Consider the following 17233-nt stretch of genomic DNA (forward strand, 5'->3'; position numbering starts at 1 on the left):
CGCACAAAGCGCCTGCACGATCGGTATGGCCGCGTCTTGAGTGCGCGGCCTGGGCTCAGTATGCCACGAACGGCCGGAGGGCCCTCCGAGCACATGGTTTCAACAAACGCCGCAGCAAACGGCCGGCCGGCAGGCGGCAGACACCGGCGCAGCATAAAAAGCCGCCCCGGTAAACGAGGCGGCTTCTTCGACAGCGCGGGTTACTGGGCGGGATGCTCGCCTTGCGGGGAGCGGGTCCGGGCCTGCCTTTGCTGGGAAGCCGCTTGCTGCGGCTGCTGCGTTCGGGCGCGCGGGGCGTTGCGGCGCGCGGGAGCGGCACCGCCCACGGGCGTGGCACAGTAGGGACACACGGTCCACGACGGGTCGAGCGCATGGTTGCAGGTGCCGCAAAGGTTCTTCAGCCGCTGGTGGCAGTTCGGGCAGAGCACGAAGTCGGCCTCTACCGGATAGCCGCAGTTCGCGCATTCGCCGTACTTCATGAGCTCGCGCTGCTTGAGCGCGATCTCCAGCTCCTGCTCGTCGCGGTCGATCTGCAGCAGCGGCGGGCGCAGCAGGCAGTACGCGATGATGCCCAGCAGCGGGATGAGCGCCACGATGGCCCACACGTACCAGTAGGAGCCGCGCAGGTACGCGTCGCGGACCACCCAGACGATGGAGAGCACGTACAGAATGACGAGCAGTATGACGACCACGGTGAACGCGGCCTGCAACTCGGGCGTCCACAACTGGGACAGCAGTTCGCTCATTTCAACCTCGTTTTCTTCGACTTGCCAGACGCCGCGGGGGCGACCGTTGCACCGTGCCGGCCTCCACGAGCGTCGACACGGTCAGTCATTATACCAAAGTTGTCCGACCACACCCCCGTGTTCAGGCAATTTCCGCAAGAGGCGCCCAACAGACCCCGTGGGTTGATGCGCCTTTGCGGCAGGCGGACGCCCACGCCCGCCTGCCGCCCGCGCCTACCCCAACTCCGCCAGCTGGGCCTCCACGCGGGCAAGCTTGTCGGCGAGCTCGGCATGCTTGGCGCGGTCCTTCTCCACGATCTCGGGCGCGGCCTTGGCCAGGAAGCCCGGGTTGGAGAGCTTCTTCTCCAGCTTGCCCGCGTCGGCGGCGAGCTTGGCCTGCTCCTTCGCGAGGCGCTCGCGCTCGGCGCCGAGGTCCACGAGGCCCGACAGCACCAGGTACACCTCCAGCCCCGCGCCCAGCACGGCGCTGGACTCGGCCGGCTTCTCCACCTGCGCGCCGATGGCGAGCGACGCCGTATTGCCCATGCCCTCTATGAGCCCCCGCTGGGCCTCGAGCAGGGCCGCGTCCGCCCCGTCGGCCTTCACGACCACGGCCAGCTTGGACTTCGGCGAGATGCCGTAGCGGGCGCGCGTGCTGCGGATGGCCGACACCGTCTCGCACACCATCTCGATGGCGCGCTCGGCCTCGGGGTCTGCGTACATCGCCAACCCCTGAGCGTCAGGCCAGGCGGCCCCGATGAGGTACGGAGCCCCGCTGCGGTCGATGGGCAGCTCCTGGTAGATCTCCTCGGTCACGAAGGGCATGATGGGGTGGAGCAGGCGAAGCGCCTGGTCGAGCACGAACACGAGGTTGCGCTGGCATGCCAGGCGGTCGACCGGGTCGGCATCGGCGCCCAGGCGCGCCTTCGAGAACTCGATGTACCAGTCGCAGAACTCGTTCCAGAAGAACGCGTACAGCTCGCGCGTGGCCTCGCCGAACTCGAAGCCGTCGAACGCCGCGTCCAGGCGCGCCACGAGGCCCGCCAGCCGCGAGAAGATCCAGCGGTCGGCCGGCGTCGAGGGCGCGGGCTCGCCCGGCTCGTAGCCGTCCAGGTTCATCATGACGAAACGCGCGGCGTTGCGGATCTTGTTCGCGAAGTTGCGCGAGCTTTCCAGCTTCGCCTCGTTGAACTTGAGGTCCTGCGCGCCCGTCACCTGCATGAGCAGGCCGAAGCGCATGCCGTCGGCCCCGTAGTCCTCCATGAGGCGCAGCGGGTCCACGCCGTTGCCGCGGCTCTTGGACATGGGCTTGCCGTCGGCCGCCATCACCGTCGGGTGGATGATGACGTGCTCGAACGGGATCTGGTCCGTGCAGTACATGGACGCCATCACCATGCGCGCCACCCACAGCCCCATGATGTCCCGCGCGGTGGACAGCACCTGCGTGGGGTACGCGGCGCGCATCTCGGGCGCGTCCACCCCCTCCTCGGTCCAGCCCATCGTGGCGAACGGCCACAGCTGCGACGAGAACCACGTGTCCAGCACGTCCTCGTCTTGGCGCACCGGAGCCCCGCACACGGGGCACGTCTCGACGTCCTCCACCGAAGCGTCCTCCCAGCCGCACGCGTCGCAGTAGAACATGGGAATGCGGTGCCCCCACCACAGCTGGCGCGAGATGCACCAGTCTTTCAGGTTCTCGAGCCAGTCGAGGTAGACCTGCTTCCAGCGCTCGGGATGGAACTGGATGGAGCCGTCCTCCACCACGCGCGCCGCATCCTTCTTGAGGCCGTCCACGGCCACGAACCACTGCTCGGACTCCCAGGGCTCGAGCTTCGTGTGGCAGCGGTAGCACGTCATGACGGAGTGATCGTGGTCCTCCACGTGGTCGAGCAGCCCGAGCTCGTCGAACGCGGCCACGACGGCCTCGCGGGCCTCGTCGCGGTCCATGCCGCTGAACTTCCCGTAGCCGTCCACCACGTGCGCCCGCTCGTCGAAGATGTTGATGCGCTCGAGGCCGTTGCGCTCGCCCATCGCCCAGTCGTTCGGGTCGTGCGCGGGCGTGGTCTTCACGCAGCCGGTGCCGAACTCCCTGTCCACGTGCCAGTCGGCGAAGATGGGGATCTCGCGGTCGACGAGCGGCAGCTTCACCGTCTTGCCCACGAGGTGCTTGAAGCGCTCGTCCTTCGGGTTCACCGCCACGCCCGTGTCGCCGAGCATCGTCTCGGGGCGCGTCGTAGCCACCACGAGGTACTCCAGGCCGTCCACCGGCTCGGTCAACGGGTAGCGCAGGTACCACAGGTGCCCCGCCTCGTCCACGTACTCGGCCTCGTCGTCGGAGATGGACGTGGTGCAGTGGGGGCACCAGTTCACGATGCGCTTGCCCTTGTAGATGAGGTCGTCGTGGTACCAGTCCACGAAGAGCTTGCGCACGGCACGCACGTAGGCCGGCTCCAGCGTGAAGTGCTCGTCGTCGTAGTCGCACGAGCAGCCCATGCCCTTGATCTGGTTCACGATGGTGGTGCCGTACTCCTTGTACCAGTCGTAGCACGCCTCGATGAACGCCTCGCGGCCAATTTCCAAACGGCTGATGCCCTGGTCGGCCAGCTTCTTGTCCACCTTGGTCTGCGTGGAGATGCCGGCGTGGTCGGTGCCGAGGATCCAGCGCGTGGGACGGCCCTGCATGCGGGCGCGGCGGATGCACGTGTCCTGGATGGTGTCGTTGAGGGCGTGGCCCATATGCAGCACACCCGTGATGTTCGGCGGCGGGATGACGATGGTGTAGGGCTGCCCCTTCTTGGCGCCGAAGCCCTCGCCGCGCTGGAAGTAGCCGGCATCCTTCCACGCCTTGAAAAGCGGGCGCTCGTGGGCGGCGAAGTCGTAGTCGATCTTCCTCGCCCCGGTTTTCTCGTTCGTGTTATCGGCCATGGTCTGCTCTTTCGTCCTCAAAGTCTCTCAAACCGAAAAGCGGGCGCGCCGCACATCCGCGATCCGCCCGCTCGTCTCCCGTATCCCGCGACCGCGCTATGCGCTCTGCAGGCTCACCTCGTCGCCCATCGGCAGGGCCCCGGCCCCGTCCGCTGGCTCGATCTCCGGCTTCGTCTCGCCTTTGATGTCGCTCGCGCGCACGGTGACGGCGGTGGCGCCCTCGTGCTCGGGCAGGTCGTACATCACGTCCATGAGCACCCGCTCGCAGATGGAGCGCAGCCCGCGGGCGCCCGTGCCGTGCTCCACGGCCTCGTGCGCGATGGCGCGCAGGGCCTCGGGCTCGAACACGAGCGTGGAATCCTCGAAGTCGAACATCTTCGTGTACTGCTTCACCAGCGCGTTCCTCGGCTCGGTGAGGATGCGCACGAGGTCTTCCTCCGACAGCTCGTTCAGGGACGTCACCACGGGGATGCGGCCCACGAACTCGGGGATCATGCCGTACTTGTTCAGATCCTCAGGCAGCACCTGGGCCAAAAGCTCGGCCTCGGCGTGCTTCTTGGACTCGGGCAGGTCGGCGTTGAAGCCGAGCCCTTTCTTACCCACGCGGTCGGCGATGATGTCGGCCAAACCCACGAACGCACCGCCGAGGATGAACAGGATGTTCGTGGTGTCGATGTGGATGAGCTCCTGCTGGGGATGCTTGCGGCCGCCCTGCGGCGGGACGCTCGCCTCCGTGCCCTCCACGATCTTCAGGAGCGCCTGCTGCACGCCCTCGCCGGACACGTCGCGCGTGATGGACAGGTTCTCGGCCTTGCGGGCCACCTTGTCGATCTCGTCGATGTAGATGATGCCTATCTCGGCGCGCGGGATGTCGAAGTCGGCCGCCGTCATAAGCTTGAGCAGGATGTTCTCAACGTCCTCGCCCACGTAGCCGGCCTCGGTGAGCGTGGTGGCATCCGCAATGGCGAACGGCACCTTCAGCGTGCGGGCGAGCGTCTGCGCCAAGAGCGTCTTGCCGGAGCCTGTGGGACCCAGCAGCATGATGTTGCTCTTGGCCAGCTCCACGTCGCCCTCGGCTGCGTCGGCACCCAGGCTGATGCGCTTGTAATGGTTGTACACGGCCACGGACAACGCGCGCTTGGCCGCCTCCTGCCCCACCACATGCTCGGAGAGCTCCGCGTACAGCTCGTGGGGAGTGGGCAGGTCGGCCAGGACGTCCTCGGGCGCCGGCTCGGCCTCGGCCGTGTACGGCTCGCCCGCATGCTTGGCGTGACGGCCCTGCGGCTCGGACTCCATCGGGGCGGCCGCCTCGGGCGGCACGGAGAGCCCCAGGTCGCGCATCATGGCATCGGCGCACACGGATATGCACTCGTCGCAGATGTAGATGCCGTTGGGGCCCGAGATCATCGCAGCCACCTCCTGCGGGTGCTTCCCGCAGAAGGCGCACGCGATGTCGTCCCGGCCGGCGAATTCCTCGTGTCTCTCGTTCGTCATAACAGGTTATTCGCTCTTCTTCTCTTCGGCGTCCGACGCGACGGCGCGCGACGTGGTGATACGGTCCACCAGGCCGTAGGCCAGCGCCTCCTCGGCGGTCATATAGTTGTCGCGCTCGGTGTCGGCCTGGATGGTCTCGAGCGTCTGGCCCGTGTTGTCCGCGAGGATCTTGTTCAGGCGGTTGCGGGTCTTCAGCATGAAGTCGGCCACAATGGCGATCTCGGTCTGCTGGCCCTGGGCGCCGCCGGACGGCTGGTGGATGAGCACCATGGAGTTCGGGAGGCACAGGCGCTTGCCCTTGGCGCCGTTGGACAGCAGCACGGCGGCCATGGAGGCGCACTCGCCCAGGCAGATGGTGGACACGTCGCACTTGATGAAGTCCATGGTGTCCAGGATGGCCAGGCCCGCCGTGACGGAGCCGCCCGGCGAGTTGATGTAGAGGGAGATGTCCTTCTCGGGATCGGCGCTCTCCAGGTGCAGCAGCTGCGCCACCACGGAGTTCGCCACGTTGTCGTCGATCTGCTCGCCCAGGAAGATCACGCGGTCGTTCAGCAGGCGGGAGTAGATGTCGTAGCTGCGCTCGCCGCGGGGGGACTGCTCGATGACGTAGGGGATCAGTGCTGCCTTGGTATCGTAGCTCATAGCTTGTTGCCTCGCTTTCGCTCGCGGCCCCGGCGGGACCGCACGGAATCGTCTAATGCCATAGTGATGTACGTTTCGCCGCCACGCAAGGCCAGGCTACCGTTTCGTTACCCTCGGCGAGACGAGCGGACGCGCCCCCGGAAGGGCGCGTCCGAAGAGCCGCCTGCGGCGCTATTCGGCGTCCGCTGCCTTCTCGGCGTCGGCGGCCTCGTCCTTCTTGGCCTTCTTCGGGGCGGCCTTCTTGGCGGCCGGCTTCTTCTCGGTAGCCTCGTCCTTGGCCTCGTCCTTCTTGGCGGTCTTCTTGGCCGCGGCCTTCTTGGCGGGCTTCTTCTCGTCCTTCTTGTCGTCGGCGGCCGCTCCCGGCTCGACGATGGTCACGACGGCCTTCTCCATGACGTCCTCGGCAGCCCTCGTGCGGGCGATGCCGTTCTTCACCATGTGGAGCTGGCCGTTTTTGCGCCACTCCTCCTGGAGCTTCTTCGGATCCTCCACGCCGCTCTTCACGAATTCCTCGGCCACGTCCTCGTCCGTGACCTCCATGCTGTAGTGGCGCGCCCACGCATCGAGCGCGAGGTCCTGCTTGGTCATGTCGGCGGCCTGCGCCTTCACGTCCTCCTTGAAGCGGTCGGGCGTGATGCCCTGCTGCTTCAAATAGGCGTCGAAGCTCACGCCCTGGCGCTGCAGCTGCTGGAAGAAATCCTGCAGCAGGCTCGTCTCGGCCTCCTCGCACATGGCCTCCGGCACCTCGCCCTGCAGGCGGTCGGCCAGCTTGGAGAGGCACTGGTTCTCCTTGATGCGGGGCAGCACCTCCTCCTTCTGCTCCAGGATGGAGTCGGCCACGCGGGTGCGCAGGTCGGCCACGTTCTCGAAGCCGAGCGTGTCCTTGACCCACTCGTCCGTGACCTCGGGCAGCACCTTGTTCTTGACGGCCTGCACCTCGACCTCGAAGTTGATCTTGGACGTCTTGCCCATGAGGGGCTGCGTCATGACGGTCGGCTCGGCCGGCACGTCGATGGAGAACTCCTTCTTCTGGCCCTTCTTCATGCCCACGAGCTCGGCGTCGAACGCGGCCGGGAACAGGCCGGTACCCAGGCCGTACAGGCGCGTGGGGGTGGTCAGGGAGGCGATGTCCTCGCCGGCGTCGTCGGTGGCCTTCATGCCCAGGTCGAGGTAGCTGTCCTCCTTGACCTTCGTGGCCGCGGCGGCGTCCTCGTAGTCATAGTAGTGCTCGCGGAGCTGGTCGATCTGGTCGTCGACCTCGGCGTCGCTCGCGCCCTCGGCGGGCATGTCGATCTCCACCGGCTCGTAGCTGGAAAGCTCCAGCTCCGGCTTCACTTCCACCTCGAGCGAGTACTCGAACGGCTTGCCGGCCGCCACGAGGCCCATGTCCTCGGCGAACGTCGGCTTCGACACGGGGTACAGGTTGCATTCGTCGATGGCGAGAGGATAGGTCTCGTTCACCACGTCGTCCGTCACCGTGGCGGGGACCGCCTCGGCGCCCAGCGCGTTGTCGATGATCGGGCGCGGCGCCTTGCCGGCGCGGAACCCGGGGAAGTTGTACTTGTGCGCGAAGTCCTTGTAGGTCTTCTTGATGCGCGCGTCGATATCCTTGGCATCGACGGTAACGGTCACCTTGACGCGGTTATCCTGCAATGCCTCAACTTTTGTCTCCACGTAACTATCCTCCATCATTTCCGATAAATCGCCTCGCGGCAGCGTGCGGTGCTCTCGGCGGCTGCCCCCTAGCGGCGCGCATCCGCGTCGGCCTCGCAAGACGTCCGATTCGCACTCTGGCACACCGAAACGGAATTATCGCACATATGGTAGGGTTGAGGAAGCAGGTTCACGAAGAACCGACGAAAGAGGCGCGGTATGGGGGCGCAAACGCCGCGTTGCCCGCCCGGAGCTTCTGGGTACCGGGACGTTTCCTGATCTCCGGCGATTTTCCACACCCACCGTCCGCCGCGACCCGCTATCATGGAAACCATCATCATGAACCCGACCGAGAGGTGCGCGTGGCCATCTCCTTGAACATACCGCAGGAGCGCGAGCTGGCGCGGCTCATCGACTACGAGCGCTCGACGTGCAGCGTCGAGGGCGAGCTCGTGTACCGCTGCGCCTTCCCCTACCGCCCCGACGACGAGCTTCAGGCCGAGCTCATCGACGCCGGGGCGCTTGCCGCGAAGGCCGAGGGCAAGCGCGGCACCATCGTGGTCATTACCTCGGACGGGTACTCCTTCTTCCTCGAGCGCAACCGCGCCGAGCGCGAGCGCGTCCGCCGCGAGAAGCGCGACGCGCGGCTCATCGGCCTGTCGGCCCTGTTCGCCGCGCTCTGCGTGGTGGCCGGCTTCCTGCTGGGACGCTTCCTGGCGTAAAGGGCCGCGGCAGCCTTCCCGACGGCCGGGCCGCGCATCGGGCGGCGCCCTCCTAGGCGAAGAACGTCTGGGTGAGCCAGGGGCCGTACTCGCCTTCCCACATGCCGCCCAGCTGGGCGAACACCTGCGGCCAGTCGATGGTCTGGCCGAACAGCAGCTCCAGGTAGTGGCGGTTGCCGATGCCGCGCTCGGGCGGCGCGCCGAGGCAGGCCTGCGCCACCGTGTAGGTGCAGGTGGGGCACGTGGTGACAAGCGTCTCGGCGCCGGTCGCGCGCGCCTCGTCGATAATGCGCCACACGCGGCGCTCCGTGACGTCGCCGTCGTAGCCCGCCACGGCGCCGCCCGCCCCGCAGCAAAGCGTGCCCTTGCGGCGGTGGTCCATCTCCAGACGGGCCGTCTCGGGCAGGTTGCGCGCCACGAGCGCGCGGATGGCGGCGCCATGGCGTCCGTCGAAGCGGTCGTGGCACGAGTCGAAGAACGTGACGCTTCGTTCGGGAAGCGGCGCGAAGCCCGTGGGACGGTCGGCGCGCTCGGCGGCTCGGCTCTTCTTCAACAGGAGCTCCGGCAAGGGGACGATGTCCACCTCTTCGCCCATGAGCTCCACGAACTCCTCCCCGCAGCCGGGGCACACCGTGACCACGCGCTCGATGCCCGCCGCGCGTATCTGGTCGAGGATGCGCTGGCGCAGCGCGGCGGCGCGGTCGAACAGCCCGGCGCTCATGAGCGGGCTTCCGCAGCAATCGGTGGAGAGCGCCCAGGCCACGCCGTTGTCGGTGAGCCACCTCCCCACCGTGCGCGTGAGCTCGGGCGCGTAGCTCACCAGCGAGCAGCCGGGGAAGAACAGCGTGTCCGCCAGGCCCGGCCCGTGCTCGGCCGCCTGCTCGAGCGAGGTGAGCTCCGGGTAGCCGATGCCGTAGACGGCACGGTAGGCGCTGAAGATGTTCCACTCGTTGTCCACCATCACGAGCTTGGAGTCGTCGGGCGGCATGAGCCCGGCGCGCATGAACAGCACGCGCCAGTCGCGCATGCGCTCGGGCGCCAGCACGTGGGTCTGGCACGTGGCCGTGCAGAAGCCGCAGAAGCAGCAGCGGCGCAGCGCGTGGTAGAGCTCGGGGCGGTCCTGCACGAGCTGCAGCACGGCGGCGGGCTGGTCGTCGAACGGCAGCGCCGCTATGGCGCCGTAGCCCTCCTCCACCTGGCCCATGTCCAGGCCCGGCTCCTTCAGCACCTCGCAGCGCAGCGTGCAGCGCTTGCAGTGCGCGCAGGTGAGCTTCTTGTTCGCCCAGGCGGCCAGCATATCGAGCTTGGCCGCGTCCAGGCCGGCGATCTGCCCGAGCTCCTCGGTCGTGAGTTTTTCCGGTCGTGGCTGCATGCGCATGGCGTACTCCCCCCTCGTATCCGCGACCAGTTTAGCGCAACGCGCCCCGGCCGAGGCGAGAATCGGGCGAGGATGCGCATTTTGCGCAGGCTGCGGCAGAGACGATGCGCTGCGGCAACCGGGAAGCGCGCCCGGAAGCAGCGCCCGCGCGCACGGCCCGCGCCTTCGGCCGCAGCCCCAAACGCAGCATACCCGGGGAAGCTTGCAGCTTCCCCGGGTATGCTGGTGCGGGCGAAAGGACTTGAACCTTCACACCTTTCGGTACCAGAACCTAAATCTGGCGCGTCTGCCAATTCCGCCACGCCCGCACGTGCGCCCTTTTCGCGCAGCGAACATGATAGCAGAACTTGGCGGCGCGCGGCCAGGTTGCGCGGTCTGCTATCATAGGCGCCCGAACCGTAGGGAACGAAGGCAAGGAGCAGACGTGGACTTCAAGGCGCTCGCGCGCAAGTACAACGACATCAGCCTTATCAAGCGCATCGTGGCGGGACTCGCCGTGGGCGCGGTGCTGGGCATCGCGTTTCCAAACGCAGAGGCCGTGGGGCTTCTGGGCACGCTGTTCGTGTCGGCCCTGAAGGCCGTGGCACCGGTGCTCGTGTTCTTCCTCGTGACAAGCGCGCTGGCCAACGCGAAGGCGGCGGGGTCCATGCGGACGGTCGTGGTGCTCTACCTGGTGAGCACGTTCGCAGCGGCGCTCGTGGCCGTGGGGGCGAGCTACCTGTTCCCCACCGAGCTGACGCTGGCGGCCCCGGCGGAGGCGCAGGGCACGCCCTCGGGTATCGGCGAGGTGCTGGGCACGCTCGTCTCGAACATGGTGGCGAACCCCGTGGACGCGTTGGCGAACGCGAACTACCTGGGCATCCTCGTGTGGGCCGTCGTGCTGGGCATCGCGCTGCGCGCGGCGTCGGGCACGGTGAAGGACGTGTTCGCAAGCGTGTCGGACGCCGTGTCCACCGTGGTGCGCTGGGTGATCGCGCTCGCCCCGTTCGGCGTGCTGGGGCTCGTGTACTCCACCGTGTCGCAGAACGGGCTGGACGTCTTCGCCGAGTACGGACGGCTCCTCCTCGTGCTCGTGGGCTGCATGCTGTTCATCGCTCTCGTTGCGAACCCGCTCATCGTGTTCGCCTGCGTGCGCGCGAACCCCTACCCGCTCGTGTTGCGATGCCTGAAAGACAGCGGCGTCACGGCGTTCTTCACGCGCAGCTCGGCGGCGAACATCCCGGTGAACATGGAGCTTTGCCGGAAGCTCGGCCTCGACAAGGACAACTACTCGGTTTCCATCCCGTTGGGAGCCACCATCAACATGGCGGGCGCGGCCGTGACCATCACGGTCATGGCCATGGCGGCCGCCCACACGCTCGACATCGCCGTGAACCCCCTCGCCGCCGTGGTGCTAAGCGCCTTGGCCGCCGCCTCCGCCTGCGGCGCGTCGGGCGTGGCCGGCGGGTCGCTTCTGCTCATACCCCTGGCCTGCTCGCTGTTCGGCATCGACGGCGACGTGTCCCTGCAGGTGGTGGCCATCGGCTTCATCATCGGCGTGGTGCAGGACTCGTGCGAGACGGCCCTGAACTCCTCGTCCGACGTGCTGTTCACCGCCGCGGCGGAGTACCGCCAACGCCGCCTCGAGGGCCGCAGCTTCCGCCTGGGCCGCGACGCGTTCGACGAGAACGAGCTGGCGTAGGGCGGGGCGGGGCGGGGCAAGCCCCTTCCCAAAACGGCGCGGCGGCCCACCGGGCCGCCGCGCCGTTTCCGTATAAGGCGCAGTTTACGCCCCCTTACGCGTCCACGATCTGCAGCGTGTAGGCGCCCTCTCCCACGGTGAACGGGTGCAGCAGGTTTTCCACGAGGGTGCGTGCCTGCTCGTTGGCCTGTCCGATCATGCCCGTCTGGTCGACCTTGCCCTCGGCGTCGGCCTGGGCCGTTTTGAGCGCCTCGGCGGTATCCTGCTTGTTCTCCCAGTTGAACAGCGCGAACGCGGAGTCGTAGAACTCGATGGAGTGCGGGTCTATCTCGATGCCCAGAAGACGGGCCTTCGGCAGGCGCACGGTGACGGTGCGGCCGCTCACGTCAACGGAGGCCTGCGACAGGTCCACGCCAGCGCGCACCTCGGCGTCGTAGACCATGGTGAAGCCCTTCTTGTTGATGAAATCGATGTCGCCGTTCTCGTAGCGCACGAGGCCCCGGTACTCCAGCTTGGCCGTGGCCAGCTCGCTGGAGTTCGACAGCTGCTCCTGGATGGACGTGGCAGAGAGCCTGACGCTGGGCTCGAAGGCGCGCTGGAACGCGAGCGTGCCCACGACGCCGACGGCGACGAGCGCCACGGCCGCCACGATCACGAGTAACTTCTTCATGGCAAGGTTCCTTCTCGATAAAACGGGATCCAGGGGCAGGATACCACGGACGCGAAGGCGCCCGCCCCCCGTCAACGAGCGGTTGAAAAGAGGCGCGCGCCGGATGGCCCCTGCACCCGGCACACCCCGGATCACTGGGGCACGCCGGGTGCGGCGCGGGTCGCGCCGGGCGCGCGAAGGGCGGGCCGGTCTCGCTGGTCCGCGGCCCGCCTAGCGGGCCAGGCGGGCGTAGAACTGGCCGTCGCGCTGCTCGACGGCAACGCCCTCGAGGTCGGCAAGGTACGGGCGGAACTGGGCGTAGCCCAGGTCGCGCAGCTTGAACGTGCGGAACTTGCCGCGCACGCGCTTGCCGAGCGTGGCGAGCGCCACGCCGTCGGGGCCGGCCTCGGCCAGCGTCTGGCGGATGTACTCCTCGGGCCCGCCTGCGGCGAGGGCATCCTGCGCGGGGGCCTCGGGGGCTTGCGCAGCCTTGGGAGGCTTGGGAGCCCTCCCGGACTTCGCGGCCTTCTCGGCGGGCTGCGCCGTCTCGGCCGGATCGGCCGCCTTCGCGCGCTTCGCCGAGGACTTCGGCGCCGGCCTCTCAGAAGCCTTCGACGAGGCCTTTGCGGGGGCCTCGGCGGCTTGCGGCGGGACTTCGCCCTGCTCGGCGGGCTGCGGGACCGCAGCGGCGGCCTTGGAGGCCGACTTGCGGCGGGACTTCGACTTCGGCGCCTGCTCCTGCCGCGCCTCTTCGGGTTCCTCGGCCTGCGGGGCGGCCGGGACGTCCTGCGCCTGCACCTCCGGCTCCTTGCGCGCGGCCGGCTTCGTCTTGGCCGCAGCCTTGCGCCCGCCCATGGCGTTCGCCCATGCGGCGGCGGCCCGCAAGCGGGCCGCTCGGCCCGGACGGTTGTCCACGGGGGGTTCTTCGACAGGCTCGGGCTGTTCGGCGCGCGAAGCAGCCTGCGGCTCCTTTACCGGAACCTCCGGGGCGGGGGCTTCGGCGCCCTTCGCCTCGACGGCGTCCTCGGCAGCCGCCTTCGGGGCGTCGTCCTTACCGCCGCGATGCGCGGCCGCGCGCGTGGAGCGACGGGGCTTCTTCGCGGAAGCGCCCTCCCCGCCCCCGTTCGCAGCCGTCTGCCGCGCCGGCTCGCCGGCGTCCTCGGCCGGGGCGGGTTCCGCCTGCGCGTCGACTGCGGCCTCGGCGCTGGCAGGCCCCTTCGGCTCCTGCTCCGCCTGCGCGTCGGACGCCTCGGAGGCCGGTGCCTCCGCGCCGTGCGGGGCGTCCTTGCCGCGGCCGCCCCGACGCTCGCGATCGTCGCCCGCGAGTTCCACCGTCACCGAGCTGCCGTCCTTCGTGATCTGCACGCTCGGGAACTCGTCGAGCAGCTTCGACAGCAGGTTCGTGCCGTAGCTGCGCACGTCGAAGTCCGGGTAGCGTTTCAGCAGACGACTGCCCACCTCGCCGAGGCCCGTGGACTTCCCGTTGTTCTGGTTGTCGGTGATGATGTTCACTACGGCCTGCTCGATCTCCTCCTTGCTCGCGGTGGCCGTGCCCGCGCCCGCGCCAGCGGCATTCGCACCGGCCTGGTCGCCCCGGCCCTTGCCGCGGCCAGACGCCTTGCCGCCCGCATCGCCCAGCAGGAGCTCCAACGTGGTGAAGATATCGCATGCCTTGCGAAACGGCGTGGGCGTCTTCTTCTCGCCCATGCCGATGACGGTGAGGCCGCTTTCGCGGATGCGACTGGCCAGCCGCGTGAAGTCGCTGTCGCTCGACACGATGCAGAAGCCCTCCACCGAGCGCGTGTACAGGATGTCCATGGCGTCGATGATCATGGCCGAGTCGGTGGCGTTCTTGCCCTGCGTGTAGCCGAACTGCTGGATGGGCGTGATGGAGTTTTCCAGCAGCGCGTCCTTCCATTTGGCATGGAGCGTGAGCGTCCAGTCGCCGTAGATGCGCTTGTAGGTGACGGTGCCGTACTTCGACAGCTCGTCGGTGATGGGCTTTATATACTTGGCCGACACGTTGTCGGCGTCGATCAAGAGCGCAAAGCGCTTTTCAGATGATTGCTTTTCCACGTGGTGCCGCTCCTCGGTGAAATTGATGGAGGCGGGCGCGCCCAGGCGCGCAACGCCGGTTTTTGCGCCGTGGCCGGAAACGGTCGGCAGCCCGAAGCGATGCCAACCGGCGGAAAACACGGCGTTTCAGGCGACTATACTACTCTAAACGGGCCGATCAGAGCCCGATTGCAGCAAGTCTGATACAATTTGTCCATAATCCTCTTGCGCTCGGGAGGGAAAATCCGTATACTTCCACCTTGCGCCTTGGTGGCTATAGTTCAGTTGGCTAGAACGCCAGATTGTGGCTCTGGAGGTCGTCGGTTCGAGTCCGATTAGCCACCCCAGCGCGCTTTTTGAAATTAGGGCTTGCAATCGTTGGACGCATGCTTTAAGATAGCCCAGCGCTTTGAGCACTTTGACATAGTTTTTTCTTTGGACCGTTAGCTTAGTTGGTAGAGCAGGGGACTCTTAATCCCAAGGTCCGGGGTTCGAGTCCCCGACGGTCCACCATTGAGAACCTAAAAGCCAGCCGGCAGAAACCGGCTGGCTTTTTTCGTTTTGCGAGCATCTTCCCTCCCCGCCTGCGGCGGGGAGGGCCGGACCTTGGGAGCCGGCCGTCCCCGCCGTCGGCCGCATGCCCGAGGGGCATGCGGCGCGGCTCGGAGCCCCCTTAGCACACCACGCGCACGCGGCGGACGCCCTCGAGGGCCTCCAGCTTCTCCACGGCGGTGGCGGGCACGGGCTGGTCGAGGTCGAGCATCGTGTAGGCGGCGTCGCCGCGGGACTTGTTCGTCATGTTCTCGATGTTCACGCCCTCCTCGCCGAACACGTCGGTGATGCGGCTGATCATGCTGGGGATGTTCTCGTGCATGACGGCCGCGCGGCTCATGCCGGCGGGGCACGCGCCCATGTCGCATGCGGGGAAGTTCACCGAGTTCTTGATGTTGCCGTTCTCCAGGTAGTCCATCATCTCCTGCACGGCCATGGCGGCGCAGTTGTCCTCCGCCTCGGCGGTCGAGGCGCCCAGGTGGGGCAGCACGATCGCGTGCTCCATCTTCATGACCTCGGGCGTGGCGAAGTCGGTGATGTAGGCTCCCACCTTGCCCGACGCCAGCGCCGAGGCCATGGCGGCGTTGTCCACGAGCGTGTCGCGCGAGAAGTTCAGCACCACGGCGCCGTCCTTCATGAGCGAGCAGGCGCGCCCGCCCACCATGCCGACGGTGCCCTCCATGGCTGGCACATGGATAGTGAGGTAGTCGCAGGTGCGGAAGACGTCGTCCAGGTTCGTGACGTGATGGACGGCGCTCGAGATGCGCCACGCCGCGCCCACCGAGACGTACGGATCGTAGCCGTACACGTCCATGCCCAGCGCCACGGCCGCGTTCGCCACCTCGGCGCCGATGGCGCCCAGGCCGATGACGCCCAGCTTCTTGCCCTTGATCTCGCAGCCGGCGAACTGCTTCTTCGCCTTCTCCACCGCCTTGGCGATGTTCGGGTCGTCGGCGTTGTCGCGGCACCATGCGATGCCGTCCACGATGCCGCGGCTTCCCAGCAAGAGCGCGCACAGAACGATCTCCTTCACGGCATTGGCATTGGCACCCGGCGTGTTGAACACGACGATGCCCTCCTCGGCGCAGCGGTCTGTGGGGATGTTGTTCACGCCCGCCCCCGCGCGCGCGATGGCCAGCAGGCCGTCGCCGAACGCCATGTCGTGCATGGCAGCGCTGCGCACGAGTATGGCCGACGCCTGCGCGGGGTCGTCGGTAAGCTCGTAGGAGTCGGTGAGCAGGTCGGTGCCGTGCGAGGAAATGTTGTTCAAGCAGTGGATGTAGCGCATGGTTCTTCTCCTTCTCTCGTATAAGGTGAGGCCGAGGGCTGCCGTCGCGCAGGGGAGCCGCGCCGTCGTTGCGTGGGAGCCGAGCCGCTTTAGCATGCTGTAGCAGTATACTCCCTCCCCCGCTCGGCGGGCGGGGAAACGGCGGCGCCCGCGCGAACGGGCACGTGGGCGGAGGCGGGAGTCGGCCATCGAAGCAGCGCCCCATTGCGCACCCGCGCGCCGTTTTCTGCCGCCCCGGGACGGCGCTCGACACGCGAATCGCCGTGCGGCAAGCGATTTTTTCGATTTATGTAGGCTTTAGGCGCGAAAAGCGCTTCCTCACAGGTGCGGAACGAGGCTCCGCAAATCGCGAGCTGGTCTTATTGGGACCAGCGGCGCGCCAAGGCGCGCGATTGCCGCTACATGGGTACACAAATCGAAAAAATCGCTTGCCGCACGGCGATTCGCGTGTTCGCACGGTGCGGCGCGCGGCCGCTCGCGCACACCGCGCCGGCCGCGCCCTTCCGAGGCCACCTCGCTGGACAGCACCCAGAATTGCCGGCGTGAACACGCCTTCGCTTGACGGGCACGTCATCGCGCGGTTTGAAAACCCCCGCGGCAAGGGCGGGGCGGGCGCGGTACAATCGGGTGCGACGGAGAAGCCGGACGCAGCGGGCCAGGAACGGCACAGCGCATGGGAAGCGGCCGAGCGGACGAGCGAAAGGCAGCCCGGCGGACGGGAAGATTCGAAGCAAGCGAGGAAAGGCGGAGGACCATGGGGAAGAACGTGCTGGTGCTGAACGGGAGCCCGCGGACAAACGGCAACACGGCGGCGCTCGTGGACGCTTTCGCGGAAGGGGCCGGACAGGCGGGCAACGACGTGGTGCGCTTCGACGTGGCGCTCATGGACATCGCGCCCTGCCGGGGCTGTCTGGGCGGAGGCGCCGACGCGGAAAGCCCCTGTGTGCAGAAGGACGACATGGATGCCGTGTACGCCGCCTACCGCGCGGCCGACGTGGTGGTGCTGGCTTCGCCCATGTACTGCTGGAGCGTCACCGCGCAGGAAAAGGCCGTGCTCGACCGCCTGTTCGCGCTCATGGAGGCCGGCATGCGCGCCGCGGTGGCGGGCGGTGCCGAGGCGGCAGCGGCCGAGGCGGAGGCGGGCGGCAAGGGCTGCGTGCTGCTCATGCCCGCCGAGGAGGACACGGAGCGCAACTTCGCCCCCGTCGTCTCCTATTACGAGACGCTCTGCGAGCGCATGGGCTGGCGCGACCTGGGGCGCGTGCTGGTTGGCGGCGTGTACCGCGCAGGCGACATCGCCGGCAACCCCGCCCTCGACGAGGGCCGCGAGCTGGGTGCCGGACTGCGGTAGGTCGTGCGAATCGGGCGCTGAACTGCGATGGAGCCCGTGGACGCCAGCCTGCGGCGAGGCAAGCGAGGGCGCGAGCACCCAACGGGCGGTTTCGACGGGCGATCGAAACCGCCCGTCT

General features: G+C 67.8%; 12 protein-coding genes and 3 tRNA genes. 5 read left to right on the forward strand and 10 right to left on the reverse strand.

Features of this window, described 5'->3' with window-relative positions; genetic code table 11:
• Nucleotides 1-200: 200 nt before the first annotated feature.
• The 5 genes from LB310_RS09655 to tig all read right to left on the reverse strand — a co-directional run bounded on the left by LB310_RS09655 (nt 201) and on the right by tig (nt 7460).
• On the reverse strand, nt 201-746 hold the full coding sequence (locus LB310_RS09655; protein ID WP_087190935.1) for a zinc ribbon domain-containing protein: 546 nt from the start codon (nt 744-746) through the stop codon (nt 201-203).
• A 213-nt stretch (nt 747-959) separates the two neighbouring features.
• On the reverse strand, nt 960-3650 hold the full coding sequence (locus tag LB310_RS09660) for a valine--tRNA ligase (RefSeq protein ID WP_278806417.1): 2691 nt from the start codon (nt 3648-3650) through the stop codon (nt 960-962).
• A gap of 96 nt (nt 3651-3746) precedes the next feature.
• Nucleotides 3747-5144 carry an ATP-dependent Clp protease ATP-binding subunit ClpX gene (gene clpX / locus LB310_RS09665; RefSeq protein ID WP_278806418.1) on the reverse strand — a complete coding sequence of 466 codons (1398 nt, stop codon included), beginning with the start codon at nt 5142-5144 and terminating at the stop codon, nt 3747-3749.
• A gap of 6 nt (nt 5145-5150) precedes the next feature.
• Nucleotides 5151-5786, reverse strand: a complete 636-nt coding sequence (locus tag LB310_RS09670) for an ATP-dependent Clp protease proteolytic subunit (protein ID WP_278806420.1) — start codon at nt 5784-5786, stop codon at nt 5151-5153.
• A gap of 171 nt (nt 5787-5957) precedes the next feature.
• Complete coding sequence (tig, locus tag LB310_RS09675) at nt 5958-7460, reverse strand: trigger factor (protein ID WP_278806421.1); 1503 nt, start codon at nt 7458-7460, stop codon at nt 5958-5960.
• A gap of 341 nt (nt 7461-7801) precedes the next feature.
• Between tig and LB310_RS09680 the strand changes: the two genes are divergently transcribed.
• Nucleotides 7802-8161, forward strand: a complete 360-nt coding sequence (locus LB310_RS09680; protein WP_041239908.1) for a hypothetical protein — start codon at nt 7802-7804, stop codon at nt 8159-8161.
• A 52-nt stretch (nt 8162-8213) separates the two neighbouring features.
• On the opposite strand, the gene LB310_RS09685 is transcribed toward LB310_RS09680, so the two are convergent.
• The gene (locus LB310_RS09685; RefSeq protein WP_278806144.1) at nt 8214-9533 is read right to left on the reverse strand and encodes a (Fe-S)-binding protein; all 1320 of its coding nucleotides are present in this window, start codon (nt 9531-9533) and stop codon (nt 8214-8216) included.
• Between the two features lie 229 nt (nt 9534-9762).
• Nucleotides 9763-9847: transfer RNA gene (locus LB310_RS09690), tRNA-Leu, on the reverse strand.
• A gap of 116 nt (nt 9848-9963) precedes the next feature.
• On the opposite strand from LB310_RS09690, the gene sstT reads away from it, so the two are divergent.
• On the forward strand, nt 9964-11220 hold the full coding sequence (sstT, locus tag LB310_RS09695) for a serine/threonine transporter SstT (RefSeq protein WP_087190941.1): 1257 nt from the start codon (nt 9964-9966) through the stop codon (nt 11218-11220).
• Between the two features lie 94 nt (nt 11221-11314).
• Here sstT and LB310_RS09700 read toward each other — a convergent pair whose 3' ends face one another.
• Nucleotides 11315-11890: a DUF4230 domain-containing protein gene (locus tag LB310_RS09700; protein ID WP_301154998.1), complete on the reverse strand. Its 576-nt coding sequence runs from the start codon at nt 11888-11890 to the stop codon at nt 11315-11317.
• A 210-nt stretch (nt 11891-12100) separates the two neighbouring features.
• On the reverse strand, nt 12101-13945 hold the full coding sequence (locus LB310_RS09705) for an NYN domain-containing protein (RefSeq protein WP_301155000.1): 1845 nt from the start codon (nt 13943-13945) through the stop codon (nt 12101-12103).
• Between the two features lie 249 nt (nt 13946-14194).
• On the opposite strand from LB310_RS09705, the gene LB310_RS09710 reads away from it, so the two are divergent.
• Nucleotides 14195-14271, forward strand: a tRNA-His gene (locus tag LB310_RS09710).
• A 90-nt stretch (nt 14272-14361) separates the two neighbouring features.
• Nucleotides 14362-14437 (forward strand) — tRNA-Lys (locus LB310_RS09715).
• 160 nt (nt 14438-14597) lie between these two features.
• Here LB310_RS09715 and LB310_RS09720 read toward each other — a convergent pair.
• Complete coding sequence (locus LB310_RS09720) at nt 14598-15764, reverse strand: phosphoglycerate dehydrogenase (protein ID WP_278807239.1); 1167 nt, start codon at nt 15762-15764, stop codon at nt 14598-14600.
• Between the two features lie 754 nt (nt 15765-16518).
• Between LB310_RS09720 and LB310_RS09725 the strand changes: the two genes are divergently transcribed.
• Nucleotides 16519-17115, forward strand: a complete 597-nt coding sequence (locus tag LB310_RS09725) for a flavodoxin family protein (RefSeq protein ID WP_278807238.1) — start codon at nt 16519-16521, stop codon at nt 17113-17115.
• The last annotated feature ends 118 nt before the right edge of the window (nt 17116-17233 follow it).

Source organism: Gordonibacter sp. RACS_AR49 (assembly GCF_030418435.1).
GTDB lineage: Bacteria > Actinomycetota > Coriobacteriia > Coriobacteriales > Eggerthellaceae > Gordonibacter > Gordonibacter urolithinfaciens.

Coding starts and splice junctions, on each gene's coding strand:
- LB310_RS09685 (WP_278806144.1), bottom strand. CDS start 9,533: ATGCAGCCACGACCGGAAAAACTCACGACCGAGGAGCTCGGGCAGATC.
- LB310_RS09655 (WP_087190935.1), bottom strand. CDS start 746: ATGAGCGAACTGCTGTCCCAGTTGTGGACGCCCGAGTTGCAGGCCGCG.
- LB310_RS09700 (WP_301154998.1), bottom strand. CDS start 11,890: ATGAAGAAGTTACTCGTGATCGTGGCGGCCGTGGCGCTCGTCGCCGTC.
- LB310_RS09720 (WP_278807239.1), bottom strand. CDS start 15,764: ATGCGCTACATCCACTGCTTGAACAACATTTCCTCGCACGGCACCGAC.
- LB310_RS09725 (WP_278807238.1), top strand. CDS start 16,519: ATGGGGAAGAACGTGCTGGTGCTGAACGGGAGCCCGCGGACAAACGGC.
- LB310_RS09660 (WP_278806417.1), bottom strand. CDS start 3,650: ATGGCCGATAACACGAACGAGAAAACCGGGGCGAGGAAGATCGACTAC.
- clpX (WP_278806418.1), bottom strand. CDS start 5,144: ATGACGAACGAGAGACACGAGGAATTCGCCGGCCGGGACGACATCGCG.
- LB310_RS09670 (WP_278806420.1), bottom strand. CDS start 5,786: ATGAGCTACGATACCAAGGCAGCACTGATCCCCTACGTCATCGAGCAG.